Here is an 18319-nt window from a genome sequence, read left to right as displayed (position 1 = left end):
TGTTTCGCGCGCATAGTTGCGCTTATTTCACGCGGACCAGACGCGGTTCGTTAGCCGTTGCGCCGTTCAGAAACTTCGCGACACGCTGCACTGAAGGCACTCGAACAATCGAGTTGTGGTCGTCATCGAACGCGTTGATGGCAATCTGTCCGCTGGTCAGCTCACGCAAATGAGCGACCATCTGCTCGTTCGACGTGACGCTCTTGCCACGTGTAGCCAGTGCATACACGATGCGCGTACGCAACTGCCGCGGCCGATGCTGCGAGATCGCCGCTGCGTTCGACGCGTGAAGGCGTGCGATGCGCTCAAACACGTCCGGACGTGCGCGTCCGCGCGCGTCGGACAAGTAAGAGTCGCGATCCACGCATCGCGTCGAAGCGGTCGTCAGCCAATAGCTGCTCGACAACGAGAGGGCCATCGTCGCAGTCGAACGCGCTGACGATCCTTCACGAGCGGCAGATCGTCCACGAGGCTTACGGTATCCGACGCCACCGACGCGACCAGCGAACGGATCGTCGCAAGCAGCGGCTTGTCGTTCGCTAACTGTGGTTCGGCATCCGGCGATATCCGAGCGTCGCTGACCCCTTTCTCGATCTCCGCGATCTCTTGCCCCAGCCTCGCCGCGTTGCGTGAAGAAGCCAGCCTGCCGCCGTCAGATCGCACCTGAAGTCCAGCTTGCAAATCGGCTGGACACGTAGCGAACTGACTGAGGTGCTGATCCAGCTTACGGGTTATATCGGTTGGCCGCTTAGTCTTCCGGTCACCAGGTGGAACGCCTCGCGCTCATTGAACCCTGAAGAAGAACGCAGTATCGCCGCACGCCGGTCTGCAACGTGACAAAAGTTCACTTTATCCGGGTCAAAGTTGTTCTACGCTGAGCGCTCGCTGCTTTTGCTACATGGACACCTTTCTCCGGCAATGCCGGCGCCGCATAAACCACAATGGGGATTCAAGAATGAATGACGTGGGTGGATACGACCTGGAAGATCTGGTGGTCGGCATGAGCGCGCAGTTCAAGAAGACGATAACCGAACGCGACGTGTTTTTGTTCGCGGGTGCAAGCGGCGACCGTAACCCTGTTCATCTCGATGAAGAATACGCAAAGCGCACGCCATTTGGCGGACGTATCGCGCACGGCATGTTGTCGGCTTCCGTGATCTCCGCTGCGATCGCCGCGCGCCTGCCGGGCCCCGGGTCCATTTATCTGTCGCAAAACCTCAGCTTCAGACATCCGGTGAAGATCGGCGATACCGTCTGCGCAACCGTCACGGTAAAAGAAATACTGACGGGCCGGCGACGCGCGGTGCTGGAGACCATCTGTGACGTCGACGGTCGCGTCGTGGTGCAAGGCGAGGCCGTGGTGTTGACGACCTCGCTTGCCGAACGGTCGAAACCACAAGTCGAGGTTCAACGCGCGGAGATTTGATCACATTTGATCGCGTGGCTCGGCTTTGCTCGCCCCCCCCGACCAGGACGTCCTAGCTCATCGAAAGCCCGCAGCGTTGCTTTTCATATCGCGACGGCCAGTTCGTCATGGAACGGATAATCGGTATAGCCAACTTCAGTGCCACCGAAAAATGTCGCGCGGTCGTATTCGTTTAGCGGCAGGTTGCGGCGCAGACGTTCGGGCAAGTCCGGGTTCGCAATGAAATGCCGGCCGAACGCGACGAGATCCGCGTCGCCTGACTGCACCATCGCTTCGGCGCCTTCGCCATCGAAGCCGCCCGCGGCGATGATCGGACCATCGAAGTACGCGCGTAGGCTCTTTGCGGCAACGGGGTTCGCGTCACGCGTCCCGTCTTCCACATTGCCGGCGATGCGCGGCTCAATCAGATGCAGGTACGCGATGCCGAGTTCGTTCAGTGCCGACGCAACGTGCGCGAACAGCGCTTCGGGATTGCTATCGGACATATCGCCCCACGAACCACTCGGGCCGAGGCGCACCCCGACCTTGTCCGCGCCCCACACCGGGATCACCGCACGCGTGGTGTCGAGCAGCAGGCGGGCCCGGTTCTCGATCGAGCCGCCGTATACGTCGGTGCGTTTGTTGCTGCCGTCCTGCAGGAACTGATCAAACAGATAGCCGTTCGCCGCGTGAAGTTCGATGCCGTCAAAGCCCGCTTTCACACCGCGTTCAGCGGCGGTTCGGAAATACTCGACGATTCCGGGGATCTCCTCCGTCGCAAGCGCGCGATTCGGCGTGTTCGGCACCCAGCCGGACTCCGTGTACGCAAGGCCGCCGTGCGGCAATTCGGAAGGCCCCACCGGGCGGCCGCCGTCGGGTTGCAATTGCGCGTTCGATTGGCGGCCCGCATGGTAAAGCTGCAGAAAGATCTTGCCGCCCTTTGCATGCACCGCGTCGGTCACCTTCTTCCAGCCGGGAATCTGACTGTCGTCGAACATACCAGGTGCGCCCAGATAGCCGTTGCCATTGGGCGCGGCGATAGTCGCTTCAGCGATCAGCAGCGCGCCCGGCGATGTCCGCTGAGCATAGTATTCGGCCATCAGCGCGCCGGGGCGTGCGCCGCTTTCGGCGCGCATGCGGGTCAGCGGCGCGAGGACCACACGATGGTCGAATGAGTACGGACCCACTGTTACGTTCGAAAAGAGCTTGGACATTTTGACTCTCCACACATGCAGTTCAGGGATAGCCGCGAAGGTGCGAACAAGCGGCTACGGTTGACGCAAATGTAGACGCCGTTCCGTCTGAGAAAAACGGCCTGTGTGTCGAGTGACTGCGGACAAATATGTCCGCAATCTCCGTGCGATGGTCGAAACTGGATGCACAATCTGCGGTGCATCCCTCTTTCAGGAGCCGGGTGATGGTCAAAATGGACTTCGCGTCAGCGCCGTCGGCCTCGCGCAATTTACCGTCTGCGAACGGGCGAACGAGCGGCGCGATGGATCGCATGAGCGGCATGGCGATCTTCACGCGCGCGGCGGAAACGCTGAGTTTTGCGGAAGCGGGAAGACAGCTTGGCATATCGGCGTCCGCGGTCAGCAAGGCGATTGCCCGGCTCGAAGCGCGCCTTGGCCTGCGGCTATTTCACCGCAGCACGCGTAGTGTGCGGCTCACGCCGGAAGGCGAGCTGTTTCTCGCGCGTTGTCAGCGCATTCTCAGCGAGATCGTCGAGGCGGAGTCCGAATTAGCCCAGTCGCGTGCGACCCCCGCGGGCCGCCTGCGCGTAAGCATTCCTCTGGTTGGCATGTTATTGATGCCAGTGCTAGCGGCATTTATGCGCGAGTACCCCGACGTGCAGCTGGATATCGACTTTAGCGACCGCATCGTGGACGTCATTGAGGACGGTTTCGACACGGTGTTACGCACCGGCGAAAGCGACGACTCGCAACTGACGATGCGAACGCTGGGCCACTATTCGCACGTGATCGTCGCGTCACCCGCGTATCTCGCTGAGCGAGGCGTGCCGGCTGTGCCCGAAGATCTGATCACGCATGCGTGTTTGCAGCATCGTTTCTCCCGATCCGGACGCGTGAGGCGCTGGCCTTTTGTGCGTGACGGCGTGCCGTTCGACGTCGAGCTGCCGTCGACGGCCGTCGCGAGCGCAGTCGAGCCGCTTATCGCGCTCGCCGAGCATCACAGGGGCCTGACCTGCGTGCCTGAATTTACAGTGCACGCGCAATTGGCGCGCGGATCGCTCGTCGCCGTACTGCAAGCGTTCACCGACGATCGCATCCCGTTTCGCGCACTCTGGCCATCGGGACGTATGACGCCGCTGAAGGTGCGGGTGTTCGTCGATTTCCTGAGCCGGAATCTGTTTCCTGACGGCTCCTGATTCAACGGAATCGCCGCCTTTAGCTGGACGATTCCCGTCTGGGCACATGTCGCGGCGTCGAAACGCTGATCGCCCGCTGGTCATGGCCAGCGGGCGCGTGCATCACCTGGCAGCGGAGCGACTACGCATTGATGCGCGGCTAAACGTTGAGCGCATTGCCGCGAATGGCTTGTGCGCGCAAACACTCCAAGAACGCCCTCAACTTTGCACCTAGCGCCGCGGAACGCCATCTTTCCATTCGCTCCAATGCGACACGATATCCTGCACAAGCGGATTGCCCGTCAGGAACAGGTTGTCGAGCGCGACCGTAAAGCCGCCTTGCGACGCGTAGTTCAGCAGATTGTCCGCGCTTGTCTGCCCGGCATACGGCCGGTCGAAGTCCGAACCGGCGCGCAGCACCGCGACGCGTTGCAAATCAACCCGGTGATCCGCGGCCGCTCGCTTCAGCGCTTCATAGGTCGCGTTGTCTTCCTGCTGCGTCGTGCAATACGTACCCTTGTTATCGGTCAGGATTTTGGTCCATTGGCGCGCGCGTTCGCCTAACGCGGTACCCGACCACCACGTATCGCCGGCCAGCGTATCGCAGCGAATCACACTCGGTGGCCGGTTGGCCGGCGCATAGTTGAATCTGGCGCGCGCGGCCTGCGCCTGCGCGCTGTCCGACAGCGTCACGTGACGTGACAGCGCAAACGCAGAATCGACCAGACGCGTGTTCAACTGGAACACTTCGGTGCGGTAGTCGAGTGGTGGTTTGTCGATCGGGCTTTTGGTATTGATGCCAAGATAGCCGGTGTTCCAGTCGGCCGGAATCTCGCGCGCGTCGATCTCCCATTGAATCCCGAAGTCGACCAGATAGTCGGCCCACGCCGCGGAGCCCACGGTACCTTGCTGCGGGTCGATACCGGCGATGCCGGCCACCATGAAGTAGGTGTGCCGCAGATCGAAACGCGACGAAAACGTCAGCGCCATTGTCGATGCGGCGGCATTCGCGTGCCCCATGCCGGTTGTCATCACGCAGACTTCGTGGCGGTTGCATTGCACGGCCGGATAGTCCGGCGACAACCCTGCCACCGTAATCGCGCGCCACGGACCGAGTTTGTCCAGCCACACCTGCCCCTCCGGGCCGAACATCGAGATGATCATCACCTTGACGGGCTGCCCTTTGGACCCGCCATCGCCACGCGCGAAACTATCGTCATCCTGCGCGGTTGCGGTGGTCGCGCAGGCCGCCGCGCAGGCAGCCAATGCCCAGACCCATGCCGTTGATTTGCCAGATATGCGATTTACCATCTTAGGTCCTCATCATTTCTTATGCTGATCGAGTGGGGAAGATAGCCATGGGGTGCGCGTGAAGCGATCGATGTTGCATCTTTGTCGAGGATGATTAACGAACGGCTTGTGCGTACGGTCCGGTACGGCCGTTTGACCGATTGCGGCGAGTACCCTCCTCAACGGCATCGTCAAGCATGCGCCAGAAATGGACGGCCCTTCCGTGATTTGCCGATATAACTCGGCCTGTGGATGATTCCATGACGGCACGGGCGCTACGACTATCAACTGGAATAGGTAGGCCGCGCGGTGTCGGCTGGGTGTTCATCGTGTTCATGCAACACGGATCGGACAGCGCGCATGCGGACTGCACGAGCCTGAGCGTCCATCTGACCCGCGCGAATTTGCCTCGACGCGACACCACACCAGGCAGCGATATTGCCTGCGTGCGCGCGCATGAGCATCGACTCGATATCCGCCACCTTAATCGCGCGCGGATTCGCAATTGGACTCTGTAGCGCGAGCGACGCTGCATTGGCGATATCGTTCGCCGGCAAACCGAGCGCTTCGAGCGAGCGCGGCGCGCCATGCTCTTCCACACAGCACGGCACACCCGCAAATCGCGAAATTGTCGTTATACAAGAAAAAACTTGTCAAGCAGAATGACCGTACATCCCGATTACCTTGGACAACTCGCACAAACCGCGTTGCACGGCTACAAAGACAAGCTCGACACGGAAATGCTGCGCAATTTCATGATGTGGCAAAGGCCGCGAAAGCCGACATCCATCCGCCAATTTGCTTGACAACTTTATGCACGCTGTCCGATGATGGCCAGCACTCATTTCCCCTCTTGCGACAAGGACGAACACACCGTGAAGAAGAAAATCGCATTGAGCGGCGCGGCCGGCCAGTTGGGCCGCGTGCTGCGCCGCGCACTGCTCGAGCGCGGCGTCGATCTGCGTTCAGCGGCCGGCTCGAAGCCGCTGGAGCCGCTCGTGCCCGGCGAAGACGTGATGCATGGCGACCTGCGCGAACCGGCCGTGGTCGACCGGCTGCTGGAAGGCATCGACACGCTGATCCATATGGCGGGCACAAGCGTCGAGCGTGCGCTGCCGGAAATCATCGAGAACAATCTGCGCGGGCTGGTCGAAGTCTATGAGGGCGCGCGCCGCCATCGCGTGCGCCGCATCGTCTTCGCGAGTTCGAATCACTCGATCGGCATGTATCCGGTCGAAGACAAGCTTGCGCTAGACTGCGAATTCCGCCCCGACGGCTTTTATGGCTTGAGCAAGATGTGGGGCGAAGGCATCGCGCGTCTGTATTGGGACAAGCACGGTATCGAGAGCGTCTGCGTACGCATCGGCAGCTGCATCGAAAAGCCCACCGAGTTCCGGCATCTGAGCACGTGGCTCGGTTTCGACGACTTGCTGCATCTGATCGAACAGTCGATCGACGTGCCGGACATCGGCTATCAGGTGGTCTGGGGCGTATCCGCGAATACGCGGAGCTACTGGGACAACGCGGGTGCGGCCCGCCTCGGTTACCGGCCGCGGCAGAATGCCGAAGACTTTGCCGCTGAGATTCTGGCACGGCCGAACCCGCTCGAAGGCGTCGCGCAGCGCTATCAGGGCGGCAGCTTCGCCAGCTTCGATTTCACGCCACCGCAGCGACGCCACACGACGCGCTGACTGGCCCTCTTTCATCGTTACGGAGAACCGCATGCAGCTCGCCGTGAATCGATTCAAACGCGCGATCGCCGCGCGCCAGCAACAGATTGGCTTGTGGTCGAGTCTTGCGCATCATGGGTCGGTCGAGTTGCTGGCGGGCGTCGGCTTCGACTGGCTGGTGCTCGACATGGAGCACGCGCCGAACGAACTGCATATGCTGCATGGCCAGTTGCAGGCGATGCTTGGTTCGTCTACGCAGCCGGTCGTGCGGCCGCCCTGGAACGACATGGTGACGATCAAGCGTCTGCTTGATGTCGGCGCGCAGACGTTGCTGATTCCGTACGTCGAGACCGAGGAAGATGCGCGCAACGCGGTCGCTTATACGCGTTATCCGCCTGATGGTGTGCGCGGATATGCATCGGCGCCACGCGCGTCGGGGTTCGGGCGTATTTCGAACTATGTGAAGGACTGCGCGAACGAGCTTTGCGTGCTGGTGCAGGTAGAGAGCCTACTGGGTCTGGAGAACCTCGAACGTATTGCCGCGGTTGATGGCGTGGATGGCGTGTTCATTGGTCCGGGCGATCTGTCCGCGGCGCTTGGACATATCGGCAATCTGAAGCATCCGGAAGTGGTTGATGCGATCGAGAAGACGCTTAAGCGGATTGTGGCGACGGGCAAGCCGGCGGGGATTCTGGCGAGTGATGAAACGCTGGCGCGGCGGTGTATTGAATTGGGGTGCACGTTTACCGCGGTTGGGTCGGATGTCGGGATTCTGACGCGGGGGGCGGATCAGCTGGTGGCGCGGTATAAGGCGGGGGCCTGATGCGGTGCATTGCGCGGCCGCGAAATGCGGCCGCCTGCACGGTTTGCGCACGACCGCGACGCACGTGACTGACTGGATTGAAGTCGCGGGCGTCGCGCTGGCACTGCGTAAGGCGACGAACCTAGGCGCGCGGATGCGGCCCACGCACTTTAGGAAACCATGGTGCTGCGTAAGCAACCATATCCGATCCGGGTCCTTTCGCCGCCTTTGCAAAAGCTGTATGGACCGTCGGTCCCGGAAATGAGTAAGTCGGTCTGTTCCACAATTTCGCAAGCGCCTGTGCATTCGCCATGTGACCTGTCAGGGACCCTTCGCAAGCGAGCATCAACACAGCCCCATTGGGATCGCTTTTCGTGTATGTCGTGCGTAGCAGCTCATCTACCCGCGTCGCAAATCTGTCGAAATTCTCCGTAGTCACTGTTTCGCGATAGTAGTAATCGGTAGTACCTGTCAATCGGCGCACCTTGTCAGGTATTCGCGACGGCATGGTCAGCTTGCCGATGCCCCCGTGGGCCTTCAAAAGATGCACCGGCTCATCGATGCCATCAATGCGGACCGCCGGAGAGATCGCAAAGCCCGTTTTTTCCATGTGAGTGAACTGCGTGTTTGCCCTCAGCACTCTCGCCGTGGAAATCTTCGCAACCAGATGTCTTGTAACACGATGCAGCGCCGGCAGCACGGCAAACCCCACACCCAGAATCAGGCTGATAATGTCCAGCGAAAATGAGGCTGTTTGCAATTGACGCGCGGTTTCCTCGTCCTCCACCGTTGCTCCGGCGATCCCGCATGCGCCGCCGGCAATACCCGCAAGTCCCCCGATGATCGCGCCGCCCGCCGCGACGGCGCCGAACACGCTGCTCGCCGCGGCTAGCGCCGCCGCAATTCCGAAGCCAAACGCGAATAGCCCGAACACAATGCCAAGCACACCCAATACGATCGGCAGATTGCGGTCGTTGCCGGTCAAATCGAAGTACGTGACCGGGTCTGCGCCACAGTACGCGTAGGGGTTCAGCCCCCCGTCTCCAAACGGACTGACGACATCGTATTGCAGGAACCGCATCAACGACGGATCGTACGAACGATTGCCATCGCCGAGATGATACAGACTGGTGAGCGGGTCGAATCGCGCCCCCTTGAAGCGAATCGGGTCACAGGACGGCTGCGCCATCAAGTCGCCCGCATACCCATATGGGCTGTACGCGATCGGTGTGACGTCCGGCGCCACCCCGGTATCCGGATCCGCTTCGCCGTACACGCTGCCCGCCACATCGCGTAGCAAAAGAGAGCGGGTTTTCGTGTAGTTATCCTTGCTTCCTTGCAAGATGCTCATTGCGTCAGTGGCCGCGCCCGCACCGACATAGGACGCGCTTTGCGCATCGGTGTCGCCGGGTGTCTGCTTGCGCCACGAGGTATTGAACTCACCGTCGCAGTACCCGAATGCAGTGACCTGCTGTGCGGTCGACTGGTCGGCTTCGGTGGTGGTCAGTGACTCCTTCTGAAGCTTCCCATCAATGCCGTAACTCAATGCGACTGTCTTCGCAGGCGTCGATTCCCCGCCCGCATCCTGTGCTCCAACGAGCTGCTCATAAATGTCATAGGACAACGTAACGCTCGGCTTGCTGGCGTCCGCCCACGCTATCGTTGACACATTGCCCGAGTCGTCATAAGTCAACATGACGTCAGCACCTCCCCCTTGCGACGCCTTTGTCATCTCGAACTTGTTCTTTCCCGCGTACTCGTACCCGGTCGTGGTAATCGCACCCGTTTCTTTCGCTATCGACTCCGAGGAAACCAGGTTGTCGTAGGCGTCGTAAGTGAACGTGTATTCCGTGACGTCGTTACCGTTCCTATCCTTCGGATACACGGTTGTCGAGGCCTCGTCCACAGTTGAACTGGCAAGACGGCCCAGTTTGTCAAATGCGTGAGTGATCTTCGTCACACGGTCCGCATCGGGATCGGTGGCGGATACGGTTCCGACCAGTTGCTCGACCACCCGGCCCAAATCGTCGTATTGCGCATCGGCATACGAGAATGGCTGATAATCCCCCGGATCCTCCCCCTGCACTAATCCATAGTTCCTGTGCAACAAACGTAACTTGTAGTCGTACGCAAACAGGTTTGCATAGCAAACCTTCGGATCGGCCGGCAGCTGAAAATCGTAATTTGCATACCCGGGTAAGGCGCCGAAGTAAAACCTCAAATCGATAACGAGCTCTTTCGCTCCATTGCGGCTGAACGATAGACGCGATATCCGGCCACAGTCATCGTAAAAGTAATCGACTTTCTTCGGTGGGTAGTTTCCGTCCGTTACCGTAATGGACTTGAGCGCTCCAGCAGCGGTGCGAGTGAACTCGTTCTTATAGCTCTGCCCCGCGGGTGCGGTGATCGTTTCGCTGCTGATCAGCGCATTGGCGTCGTACTCGATTGTCCGCGTCATGACGTCGGTGCCCGAGGTACAGGTTTCGCTCGTCAGTTTCACCTTGTCCTTATCGTACGCGTAGGTCACGCTCGCTCCATCCTGTTCCGGTACCACCGTCTTCGGCAAGCAACCCAGTTGCGGAAAATAGGTGCAATCGACGCGCATCTTGCGAGGGTTCAACACGGTGTCCGGCACCGAATAACCTGCGGCGTAGGTGTACGTGGTCAACTTGTCGCTCTCCGGCAGATCAGGGTTCCGATCCGTCGTCGAAAGACGCCCAAGATCGTCATACGACTGCTTCGCCAACACGACGCCGTCGACGGCGAGGCTCGTCAACTTCGGCTCGACACCATACTCCCAGTAGGTGTACGTGGTAGTTCGCGCCATCTCGGTCTGAACCTGTTCCACGCGCGTTTGAATGCGATCGGAGAAGTCGTACGAGTAGACTTCGTACTCCTCCTCCGTCCCTGCCGCATCGGCTATATGCACGCTTGACAACCGGTACAGCACGTCATACCCGTATGTCGTTTCAGTTCGAAGTGTCGAACCATCACTGTCGTATTCGCGAACGACCAATGGCACCATCGTGGCCTTGTCGTGCTGTGTTTCCGTGCAATTGAATTTGAGGTCTGCAGCGTCGCCGGTTGCGGTCGACCTGTATTCCGTCAGCACCGCGTTGCCAATATTGAAATGCCGGTCGATTCCGGTTCCATCGTGATACGACGCGGTCGCCATATTGCCGAACCCGTCATATTCGTACACGTCCGTCAGATCCAGCGATACCTCAGTACCATCCGTCTTCGGTACGCCTTCGTCATGAAAAATCTCTTTCGCCAGAAGCCCTTGAGTGTCGAACTCGGCCTTACGGGTGACCGTCCCGCCGACCTCCTGTTTCACGACGTTGCCCAATGCATCGTAAGTCAGCTTGACCTCGGCCATCGACGGCACGTTCTCGGTTCTCGTATGCAGGTAAGTCTCTGCGTCAACCGCATAGCTGTAGGTCGTTTTGCTCTCGAACTCCGTGCCTGGCGCGCGCGTGAGCGAAGTCAGGCGCCCAACGCTGTCATAGGCAAGACTAGTCGCGACCCCGAGGTTGTCGACGGTCCTCAGCAACCAGCCGGTTAGTGCCGAGACAGTCGTAGCTTCGGTCAGACTGGTGCCCTCGACGCCTTTTGTTTTCCTGGCGGTAGTCAAGGTCCGGCCGTCCGTCGAATACCGGTAGCGGTATGAGGTGACAATTCCACTGACGCCGTTCAGGATCAGCGTGCTGGACTTTAGCCTGCCGAGGTTGTCGCCCTGATCTGGCGTCACATCGTAGTACACGTAGTCCGTCTGTTGCGACTCGTTAGTCCATACGTCATTCAGCTTTCTGTGTTCTTCCACGCTTGCGACTACCGCGTAGGAATAACCATCCTTGATTTGAGTTGAAACGTACAGATACAGGTTTCGGATCAGATTGGTGCTGTCGCCGTCCCGGTGCCTTTCGATCATCTGGACATAACGAACAAAGCCGTTCTTTTCGACAGGGCATTCATCTTCGACGCCTTCAGCCGGGTAATATTGATACTCGGAAACCATACCATTCTGTTCGGCCTGCCTAAGTATATTTCCATATTCATCGTAATCCGTGGCCTGCGTTGTTTCCCGTATATATTCAATTTCGTTTTCAGGATCATCCGGATCCGGCTGCGTTTCCGTATAATGCACCACGACATTGGCAGGTAACTGATACTGCGATGGAAGTGATTGATAATCCGCATCGACCTCCCCCTGATAAAGATACGCTCTGAACACCTGAAGAAATTTGACTGATGACGAAAACGGCGTTACCTCCTGAACTTCACTGACTAACCGGTGGAACTTGTCATAGGTGCGCGAAATTGATTGACTGGAGTTTGCGCCGTTATCCATCGTCACAATTTCAGTTGTAAAATATGAGTAATCTGAAGGACGAGCATAGATATTATCTATTGCATTATCATCCCACACAGCCTCCCCGTCATAACCAAGAAAATTTTTGAAATCTTCGCTATCGCCATAACTATATTCACGCTTTTCACTTCTATCGACATCCGTTCCGGCTGATTTTATTTTTAGTTCGTACGTTTTCACAGCAGGCAAAACGTCCCAGGGCGCGCCTTGCGGCGCCTTAATGTCATCGCCGTAGCTGATGGTCTCCGTCGCCGGGCCACCAAAATCACTTTGCACTTGCGTGATCACCATAAATCCGGGAGCCGTATCCGTTTTATTTCTTAACTCGTAGGCCAGCTTGACCGTCTTGACGGGTGGATCGATTCCGACGCTACAGCTTTCCAGAGTTTGAACCCCGGGCACCAGCATGGTGGAGGTGTTGAACGTGATGTTACTTTCGACCTCCCCACTCCCGCTATACAGCGTCACTTCTACGGAACCGATACCGGTATTGAAATTATAAGCGAGCGGCCCGCATGTTATCAGATTATTTTCATATTCGTCAGATATTTTCGCCAGATTGACATCCATCAGGAGCGGCGATATTCGATACTCAAGATTCAAACTATAGCCCTTCTCATTCGTTATTTTTGTTACATAGCAGCTTGTATCCCCGTCCTTCACTACAGCGAGCGTTTCGACGATTCCGTCCTTATAGGCAATCTGAAAGCCGCCGGGCGGGTTATCAAGCTTCGTAAATTTGAAATCGGTCACCCCCACAGTCTGAATTTCGTAAGCACCGCTGCTCGAGTTCAACTTCAGATCGATAATTCGACCGTCGCGTAACACCACCTGTTTATATGGGTCACTATCGATAAATCTGCTCAGATTCAGTGCCCACCCCTGACCGAAATCGGTCCATTTTTTCGAGAAGTGATCATAGCCTAGCGCAAGATCGATAGACGGCCCCATTTGCCGGTTCCCGACCAATCGCGCAACCGAAATTCGATAATTGAAACTGCCGGTTCGTGGGTCGACTTCTCCGCGGCGAAAACTCAAATACGACAGCGCGCCCGATTGACTGAAACTCCCGTCGGCCGATGCACTAACGGCTCCGCCGGATGAGCCACCGCCTCGATTCCCGTCCGTTTTACCTGCGCTATCTTTACCTGATGAGGAGGCCATGATCTATCTCCGCGAGGTAAAACCGAATCAGGCGCTCTTACCTGACACCCTCCCCTGAAGATAGAACAATAATTTTCAAAAGCCACGTTTGTTTTCCACAAGAATTTTTCGAAAAACCACTAACGTTTTCAGTCGAAATACAAAAAAGGATCGGCAACTAAAGACATCTCAAGCAATCGCTTCCATTCGAACTAACAGTCATGCAGTTAGTCGATAGGCTAACCATTGTTCGGAAACCTTCTCCACCGCACCGCAGCTTTTGTTCGTGAACTTCACGTGCGGATTTTCGACGCGCAGATAAAAGAAACACCCCGGGCGCCGGATCGTTATCCGGCGCCCGGGGTGCAGCTCGCAAGCGCTTCCTGTTTAGTCTTCCGTGTCAAACACTCAATACACCGGATGCCCCGCAATCAAACTCGGCAACCACGTCGAAAACGCCGGAAAGTAAGTCACGATATTGATCGCGCTAAAAATCGCGAGGTAGTAAGGCCACGCCGTCTTCGAAGTTTCGCCAATCGACACATCGCCAATCGCACACCCGATAAACTGGACCGATCCGATCGGCGGATGCACGAGCCCAAGCGAACAGTTCAGCAGAATCATGATGCCAAACTGCACCGGCCCTACACCGAAGTGCATCGCCATCGGCAGGAACAGCGGCGTCGTGATCAGGATATGCGCAGCCATATCGACGAACGTGCCCAGAAACACCTGAATGATGTTGATATACAGCAGCATCAGCCACGGAATAGTCGTTGCATGTTCAAGCAGTTGCTGGATCGCCTCCGGAATCTCGAGATAAGCCATCTGGAACCGCAGCATGTTCGATACGCCGATCAGCAGCAGCACCACACCGGTCGTGCGAGTGGCGCGCGCCAGCGCAATCGAAAGCTTGCGCCACGTCATCGTGCGATACGCGATGAACGTCAGCATCAGCGAATACGTGACCGCAATCGCCGCGGCCTCGGTCGCCGTCGCAATTCCCTTCGCGACGCAGAACAGGATAATCGCGATCACCATCAGCCCCGGCAGCGCGCCGACAAAGGCGCGCGCCACCGCATACCAGCCCGGGAACTTCGGCAGCGCAGTCGATCCATCTGCGCGGCGCGGGTAGCCATGGCGTACCGCCTGCCAGTACGCGGCAGCCAGCACGAAGCCCATCACCCACAGCACCGGAATCAGCCCCGAAAACAGCAGGTCGCCAATCGACACGCCGCTGATCGCCTGCCCCGCGACCACGCCCGTAATACCCTGCGCGGCGAGCGCGTAGATGATCATGTTGGTCGACGTCGGCATCAACGCGCCGGCCAGCGACGCATGCGTCGTGACATTGACCGCATACGCAGCGCTATACCCCTCGCGCTTCATCAACGGAATCACGACACCGCCCATCGCCGACGTATCCGCGGTCGGCGAACCCGATACGCCACCAAACAGCGTACACGCAACCACGTTGGCCATGCCCAGCCCGCCCCGGAAGTGCCCGACCGTCGCCTGCGCGAAACGCAGGATGCGGTCCGCAATCCCGCCGTGCAGCATCAGTTCGCCGGACAAAATAAAGAACGGCACCGCAAGAAACGAAAACGCATTGATGCCCGACACCATCGACTGCATCGCAGTCGCCAGCGGCAAGCCTTCCTGCAGATAAGTCACCACGCAGGCGAGGCCCAGCGCGAACGAAACAGGCACCCCGAGCACAAGGAGCACCAGAAAACTGCCGGTGAGAATCGCAAGTTCCATGGCGGGTCAGGTCTGTCGCTCGCGCTCTTTGAGCGTCAGCGTAGGTTCGAAGGAGAAAAGCGTCAGCAGATGTTCGAGCGAGAAAAGAATGATGCAGACGCTCGCGACAAGCGGAATCAGATAGCGGATTGCTTCGGGCAGATTCAGAATCGGGATCTGATCGTCGAAGGTGGTGATCGCCATCTCCCACGACCCGAAGCAGACTGCGACGGCGAACACCGCGAGGCACACGTGCTGGAACGCGACCATCCCCCGCTGCACTTTCGGCGGCATCGCTTTCACCAGCGAATCGAGGCCGATATGGCCGCCGTCGCGCAACTTGAGCGCCGCGCCGATAAAGGCAATGAACAGCACCAGCAACAGGCCGATCGGCTCGACGTAATCCTGCGCGTCGTCGAACACATAGCGCATCACCACGCTGTACATCACGAGCACAACCAGCACGGCAAGGCACACCGCCGCGAACACCGTCATCAAGCGCGCGACGATACTGTTGAAATTCCGCAAGAACCTCATCCGTTCTCCTTGCGCACAGGGCAGCCCGTGTGCGACGCCACGACCTGCCCCGACTGCCGCTCCTGATTGCCCAGTCGAAAAACGCGCAGACGATGCGCTTACTTGATCGCTTCGATCTGGTCGACGATCTGCTTCATCTCAGGCGTCGTTTCATACTTCGCCCAGACCGGCTTCATCGCCTTCTGGAATGCCGCGCGGTCGACCTTCGTCGCCGGCACCACGGTCACGCCCGCCTTCTCGACCGTCTGCATGCCTTCGGCTTCTTTCGCGCTCCACAGCTTCTCGTAGTACGGCACCGAGTCGTCCGCCGCCTTGCGGATCGCAGCCTGTTCCTGCGGCGTCAGCGTGTCCCAGATCTTCTTCGAAAACACCAGCACTTCCGGCGTCATCGAATGCTCGGTCTCGGAGTACACCTTCGCGACTTCATAGTGCCTGGTCTCGACGTACGACGGCATGTTGTTCTCCGCCGCATCGACAAGCCCCGTCTTCAGGCCCGTATAGACCTCCGCGAACGGCATTGGCGTTGGCGTGCCGCCCATCGCCTTGATCTCGTCGACCATCAGGTTCGACGGCTGCACGCGCACCTTGACGCCCTTCATGTCAGCCGGCGTCAGCACCGGCTTGGTCGCGTAGATCGAACGCGCGCCGCTTTCGTAGAAGGTCAGCGCGATCATGCCCTTCGCCGCAAACGCATCGAGAATCTTCTTGCCCGGCGCGCCGTACATCGCCTTGTGGAAGTGATCCATATCGCGGAACAGGAACGGCAGCGACGGAATCATCGACTCGGGCACGATGTCGTTGAACGCGGAACCGTTCGCCCGCACCATGTCGATCGCGCCGATGCGCACCTGCTGGATGGTGTCGTTCTCCGAACCCAGCGCGCTATTGCCGAACACCTTCACGCTGTCCTTGCCGTTGGTCGACTTGCTGATCTCGTCGCCCATGAACTTGAGCGCCATCACGGTCGGGAATGTGTCGCTATGAACGTCGGCGACGCGGAACGTGCGCGCCTGCGCCGCGCCGGCGCCGAAAGTCAGGAACGAGGCCGCGACCAGCGCCGACAGGCCGGACAGGACGAGCTTCTGTTTCATGTTGAGATCTCCTCTGATATGACATTGACTGATTGCTTGCGCGGCATCCGGCGCCACCGGTCGGACTGTCTGACTCCACGCATCAACTTGTCTCGTGATGTTGAGCGCATGACAACTTCTGCTGTGTTGTAAGACAAGGCGCAATTCTATAAACATCTTCACGGGTTGCGGGCCGGTAGAAACCCTGATCAGTCTTTAACCATGACCCGGCGGCGGCGGCAAGCGAGCCGTCCGCCGGACAGACCGGCATCAGAACTGGTGGTTGATACCCAGGGTCACCGCGAACTGGCTGCGAGTCGCGGCGGCCGACTCCTCGGCGATGTTCGCCGTCGCGTTGATGATCTTGCCGTTGTTCAGCGTCTGGCCATTCGCGCGCTGATACGCTTCGAGCAGATAGATGCGCGTGCGCTTCGACAGGCTGTAGAGCTGCGTCAGGTTGATCTGGCTATAGGTCGCGGCGTCCTGGATGCCGTTGGCCTTGGTGGCCCACGTATACGCATAGCCCGCGGCGAGATCCCACGGGTCGGCCGGATGGAAGTGCAGCACGACACCGCCGGTATTGAAGATCGCGGTATCCGGAAAGCCCGACGCAATGCCCGGGATGTACTGGACGTTCGTGTACGACGCCGACACGTCCCACTTGCTGTTGAACTGGTAGCCGCCGGTCACTGCGAAGCGCTGCTGCGCCGCTGCGTTCTGGTAGCCGTTCGTGATCGCGCTCACGCCCTGCTCGCCGGTGCCCGAATACGCGGTCGAGCTCGAGCTCCACGGGCCGCCGTTCACATTCGCGTTGTTAAAGCGCGCAAAGCCGACGCCGATGCCCGCCGGTCCCGCGAGATATTGCGCGCCCACGCTCCACGTCGAGCCGGCATTGAAGCTACCCGCGATGCCGCCGAGCGCGTACATACCGCTCATCCTGAAGCCGTAGAACGACGGAGTCGTATAGACCACCGCGTTGTTGATGCGGAAGTCGGTATCGAGTGCGTCGAGATCGCCCGGGTGTGCGCCGAATGCACCGGTCAGCCATGGCGTCGGGCCGTATTGCGCGGTCATGTTGTAGTACGGTGTGTACTGGCGGCCGAGCGTGAGCACACCGTACTGCTGATTCGCAAGACCGACCCACGCCGCACGGCTGAACATCAGGCCGGTCTTCGACGCGGTGCCGTTGGTCGCGTTGAAACCCTGCTCGAGCTGGAAGATTGCCTTATTGCCGCCACCGAGATCTTCGGAGCCCTTCAAACCGAAGCGCTCGCCGCCCCACACGCCTTCGATCATCTTGACCACCGAGTGACCGCCGGAGGTCGCGCCGGTCGACGGCGCCTGATTGCTGAGATATGCGAGACCGGTATCCACCACGCCGTAGAGGGTCACGCTGCTCTGGGCGGACACACCGGCCGAGGCCAACATCGCCGCGACGCCGGTGAGTGCGATTCGAGCTTCCTTGTAATGTCTCATCTGATTGTCCCTTTTTTTGATTGGTGTAATCGCGGCCGTTCGCACCGCACGAGTGTCCTGACTGCCTCCCGGCCGCCAGCCATCGCCTCGTTGCCGCATATCCCCCGGCCCGCGACGATGCGCGCGGCATTGATATGCAGGTCGTCTTTCGCACGCGGCGGCCCGGTCTCCTCGCGCTGCCGCGCCGCGTTTATCAAGCCAGTGCCGGAATCCCTCCGGCGTGGTGACTCAGCAGCACGCGTGCATGTGCCGCCGCGTTGTTACGCCACCGAGTTACGCCACTGAGTTACGTCAATGAATTTCCGGCTCGCCGCCGCCGTTCGCGCGCGTCGCACTCCGCGCGTCGGCGTTGGCGCCGCCGCGCTGCAGGAAATCGAAGTCGCAGCCCTTGTCGGCCTGCATCACGTGAATCTGGTGCATCGCGCCGTAGCCGCGCGTGAAACGCG

General features: G+C 59.2%; 12 protein-coding genes. 4 read left to right on the top strand and 8 right to left on the bottom strand.

The features are described from left to right. Positions 1-22: 22 nt before the first annotated feature. Positions 23-364, bottom strand: coding sequence for a hypothetical protein (locus tag BX592_RS12175; RefSeq protein ID WP_134192035.1), 342 nt, complete (start codon positions 362-364; stop codon positions 23-25). A gap of 591 nt (positions 365-955) precedes the next feature. On the opposite strand from BX592_RS12175, the gene BX592_RS12165 reads away from it, so the two are divergent. Next, positions 956-1426, top strand: a complete 471-nt coding sequence (locus tag BX592_RS12165) for a MaoC family dehydratase (RefSeq protein WP_134192034.1) — start codon at positions 956-958, stop codon at positions 1424-1426. 83 nt (positions 1427-1509) lie between these two features. Here BX592_RS12165 and BX592_RS12160 read toward each other — a convergent pair whose 3' ends face one another. Continuing rightward, a complete protein-coding gene (locus BX592_RS12160; RefSeq protein WP_134192033.1) occupies positions 1510-2619 on the bottom strand; it encodes an alkene reductase in 1110 nt (369 codons plus the stop codon). A gap of 281 nt (positions 2620-2900) precedes the next feature. On the opposite strand from BX592_RS12160, the gene BX592_RS12155 reads away from it, so the two are divergent. Beyond that, positions 2901-3794, top strand: coding sequence for a LysR family transcriptional regulator (locus BX592_RS12155; protein WP_134192032.1), 894 nt, complete (start codon positions 2901-2903; stop codon positions 3792-3794). A 210-nt stretch (positions 3795-4004) separates the two neighbouring features. Here the strand turns inward: BX592_RS12155 and BX592_RS12150 are convergent, their stop codons facing one another. Next, a complete protein-coding gene (locus BX592_RS12150) occupies positions 4005-5084 on the bottom strand; it encodes a purine-nucleoside phosphorylase (RefSeq protein WP_134192031.1) in 1080 nt (359 codons plus the stop codon). Positions 5085-5938: 854 nt separating this feature from the next. Here BX592_RS12150 and BX592_RS12145 point away from each other — a divergent pair. Beyond that, positions 5939-6754 carry an NAD-dependent epimerase/dehydratase family protein gene (locus BX592_RS12145; protein ID WP_243849499.1) on the top strand — a complete coding sequence of 272 codons (816 nt, stop codon included), beginning with the start codon at positions 5939-5941 and terminating at the stop codon, positions 6752-6754. Positions 6755-6785: 31 nt separating this feature from the next. Then, positions 6786-7556 carry an HpcH/HpaI aldolase family protein gene (locus tag BX592_RS12140; protein WP_134192030.1) on the top strand — a complete coding sequence of 257 codons (771 nt, stop codon included), beginning with the start codon at positions 6786-6788 and terminating at the stop codon, positions 7554-7556. A gap of 121 nt (positions 7557-7677) precedes the next feature. On the opposite strand, the gene BX592_RS12135 is transcribed toward BX592_RS12140, so the two are convergent. From BX592_RS12135 to BX592_RS12115, 5 genes are all read right to left on the bottom strand, one after another. Further along, on the bottom strand, positions 7678-13071 hold the full coding sequence (locus BX592_RS12135) for an RHS repeat-associated core domain-containing protein (protein ID WP_134192029.1): 5394 nt from the start codon (positions 13069-13071) through the stop codon (positions 7678-7680). Between the two features lie 387 nt (positions 13072-13458). Next, positions 13459-14811, bottom strand: coding sequence for a TRAP transporter large permease (locus BX592_RS12130; protein WP_134192028.1), 1353 nt, complete (start codon positions 14809-14811; stop codon positions 13459-13461). Between the two features lie 6 nt (positions 14812-14817). After that, a complete protein-coding gene (locus tag BX592_RS12125; protein ID WP_134192027.1) occupies positions 14818-15327 on the bottom strand; it encodes a TRAP transporter small permease in 510 nt (169 codons plus the stop codon). Between the two features lie 98 nt (positions 15328-15425). Next, positions 15426-16418, bottom strand: coding sequence for a TRAP transporter substrate-binding protein (locus tag BX592_RS12120; RefSeq protein WP_134192026.1), 993 nt, complete (start codon positions 16416-16418; stop codon positions 15426-15428). A 249-nt stretch (positions 16419-16667) separates the two neighbouring features. Further along, entirely contained in the window at positions 16668-17873 is a 1206-nt protein-coding gene (locus BX592_RS12115) for a porin (RefSeq protein ID WP_134192025.1), read from the bottom strand. Positions 17874-18319: the final 446 nt, after the last annotated feature.

Origin of the sequence: Paraburkholderia rhizosphaerae (genome assembly GCF_004366595.1) — a bacterium.
In the GTDB taxonomy this organism is placed as follows: domain Bacteria; phylum Pseudomonadota; class Gammaproteobacteria; order Burkholderiales; family Burkholderiaceae; genus Paraburkholderia; species Paraburkholderia rhizosphaerae.
This window is presented reverse-complemented; position numbering and strand designations above follow the sequence as displayed.

Excerpts from the sequence above, each read along its gene's own strand:
- BX592_RS12140 (WP_134192030.1), top strand. The coding sequence starts at position 6,786 with ATGCAGCTCGCCGTGAATCGATTCAAACGCGCGATCGCCGCGCGCCAG.
- BX592_RS12135 (WP_134192029.1), bottom strand. The coding sequence starts at position 13,071 with ATGGCCTCCTCATCAGGTAAAGATAGCGCAGGTAAAACGGACGGGAAT.
- BX592_RS12165 (WP_134192034.1), top strand. The coding sequence starts at position 956 with ATGAATGACGTGGGTGGATACGACCTGGAAGATCTGGTGGTCGGCATG.
- BX592_RS12120 (WP_134192026.1), bottom strand. The coding sequence starts at position 16,418 with ATGAAACAGAAGCTCGTCCTGTCCGGCCTGTCGGCGCTGGTCGCGGCC.
- BX592_RS12125 (WP_134192027.1), bottom strand. The coding sequence starts at position 15,327 with ATGAGGTTCTTGCGGAATTTCAACAGTATCGTCGCGCGCTTGATGACG.
- BX592_RS12155 (WP_134192032.1), top strand. The coding sequence starts at position 2,901 with ATGGATCGCATGAGCGGCATGGCGATCTTCACGCGCGCGGCGGAAACG.
- BX592_RS12150 (WP_134192031.1), bottom strand. The coding sequence starts at position 5,084 with ATGGTAAATCGCATATCTGGCAAATCAACGGCATGGGTCTGGGCATTG.
- BX592_RS12130 (WP_134192028.1), bottom strand. The coding sequence starts at position 14,811 with ATGGAACTTGCGATTCTCACCGGCAGTTTTCTGGTGCTCCTTGTGCTC.
- BX592_RS12115 (WP_134192025.1), bottom strand. The coding sequence starts at position 17,873 with ATGAGACATTACAAGGAAGCTCGAATCGCACTCACCGGCGTCGCGGCG.
- BX592_RS12160 (WP_134192033.1), bottom strand. The coding sequence starts at position 2,619 with ATGTCCAAGCTCTTTTCGAACGTAACAGTGGGTCCGTACTCATTCGAC.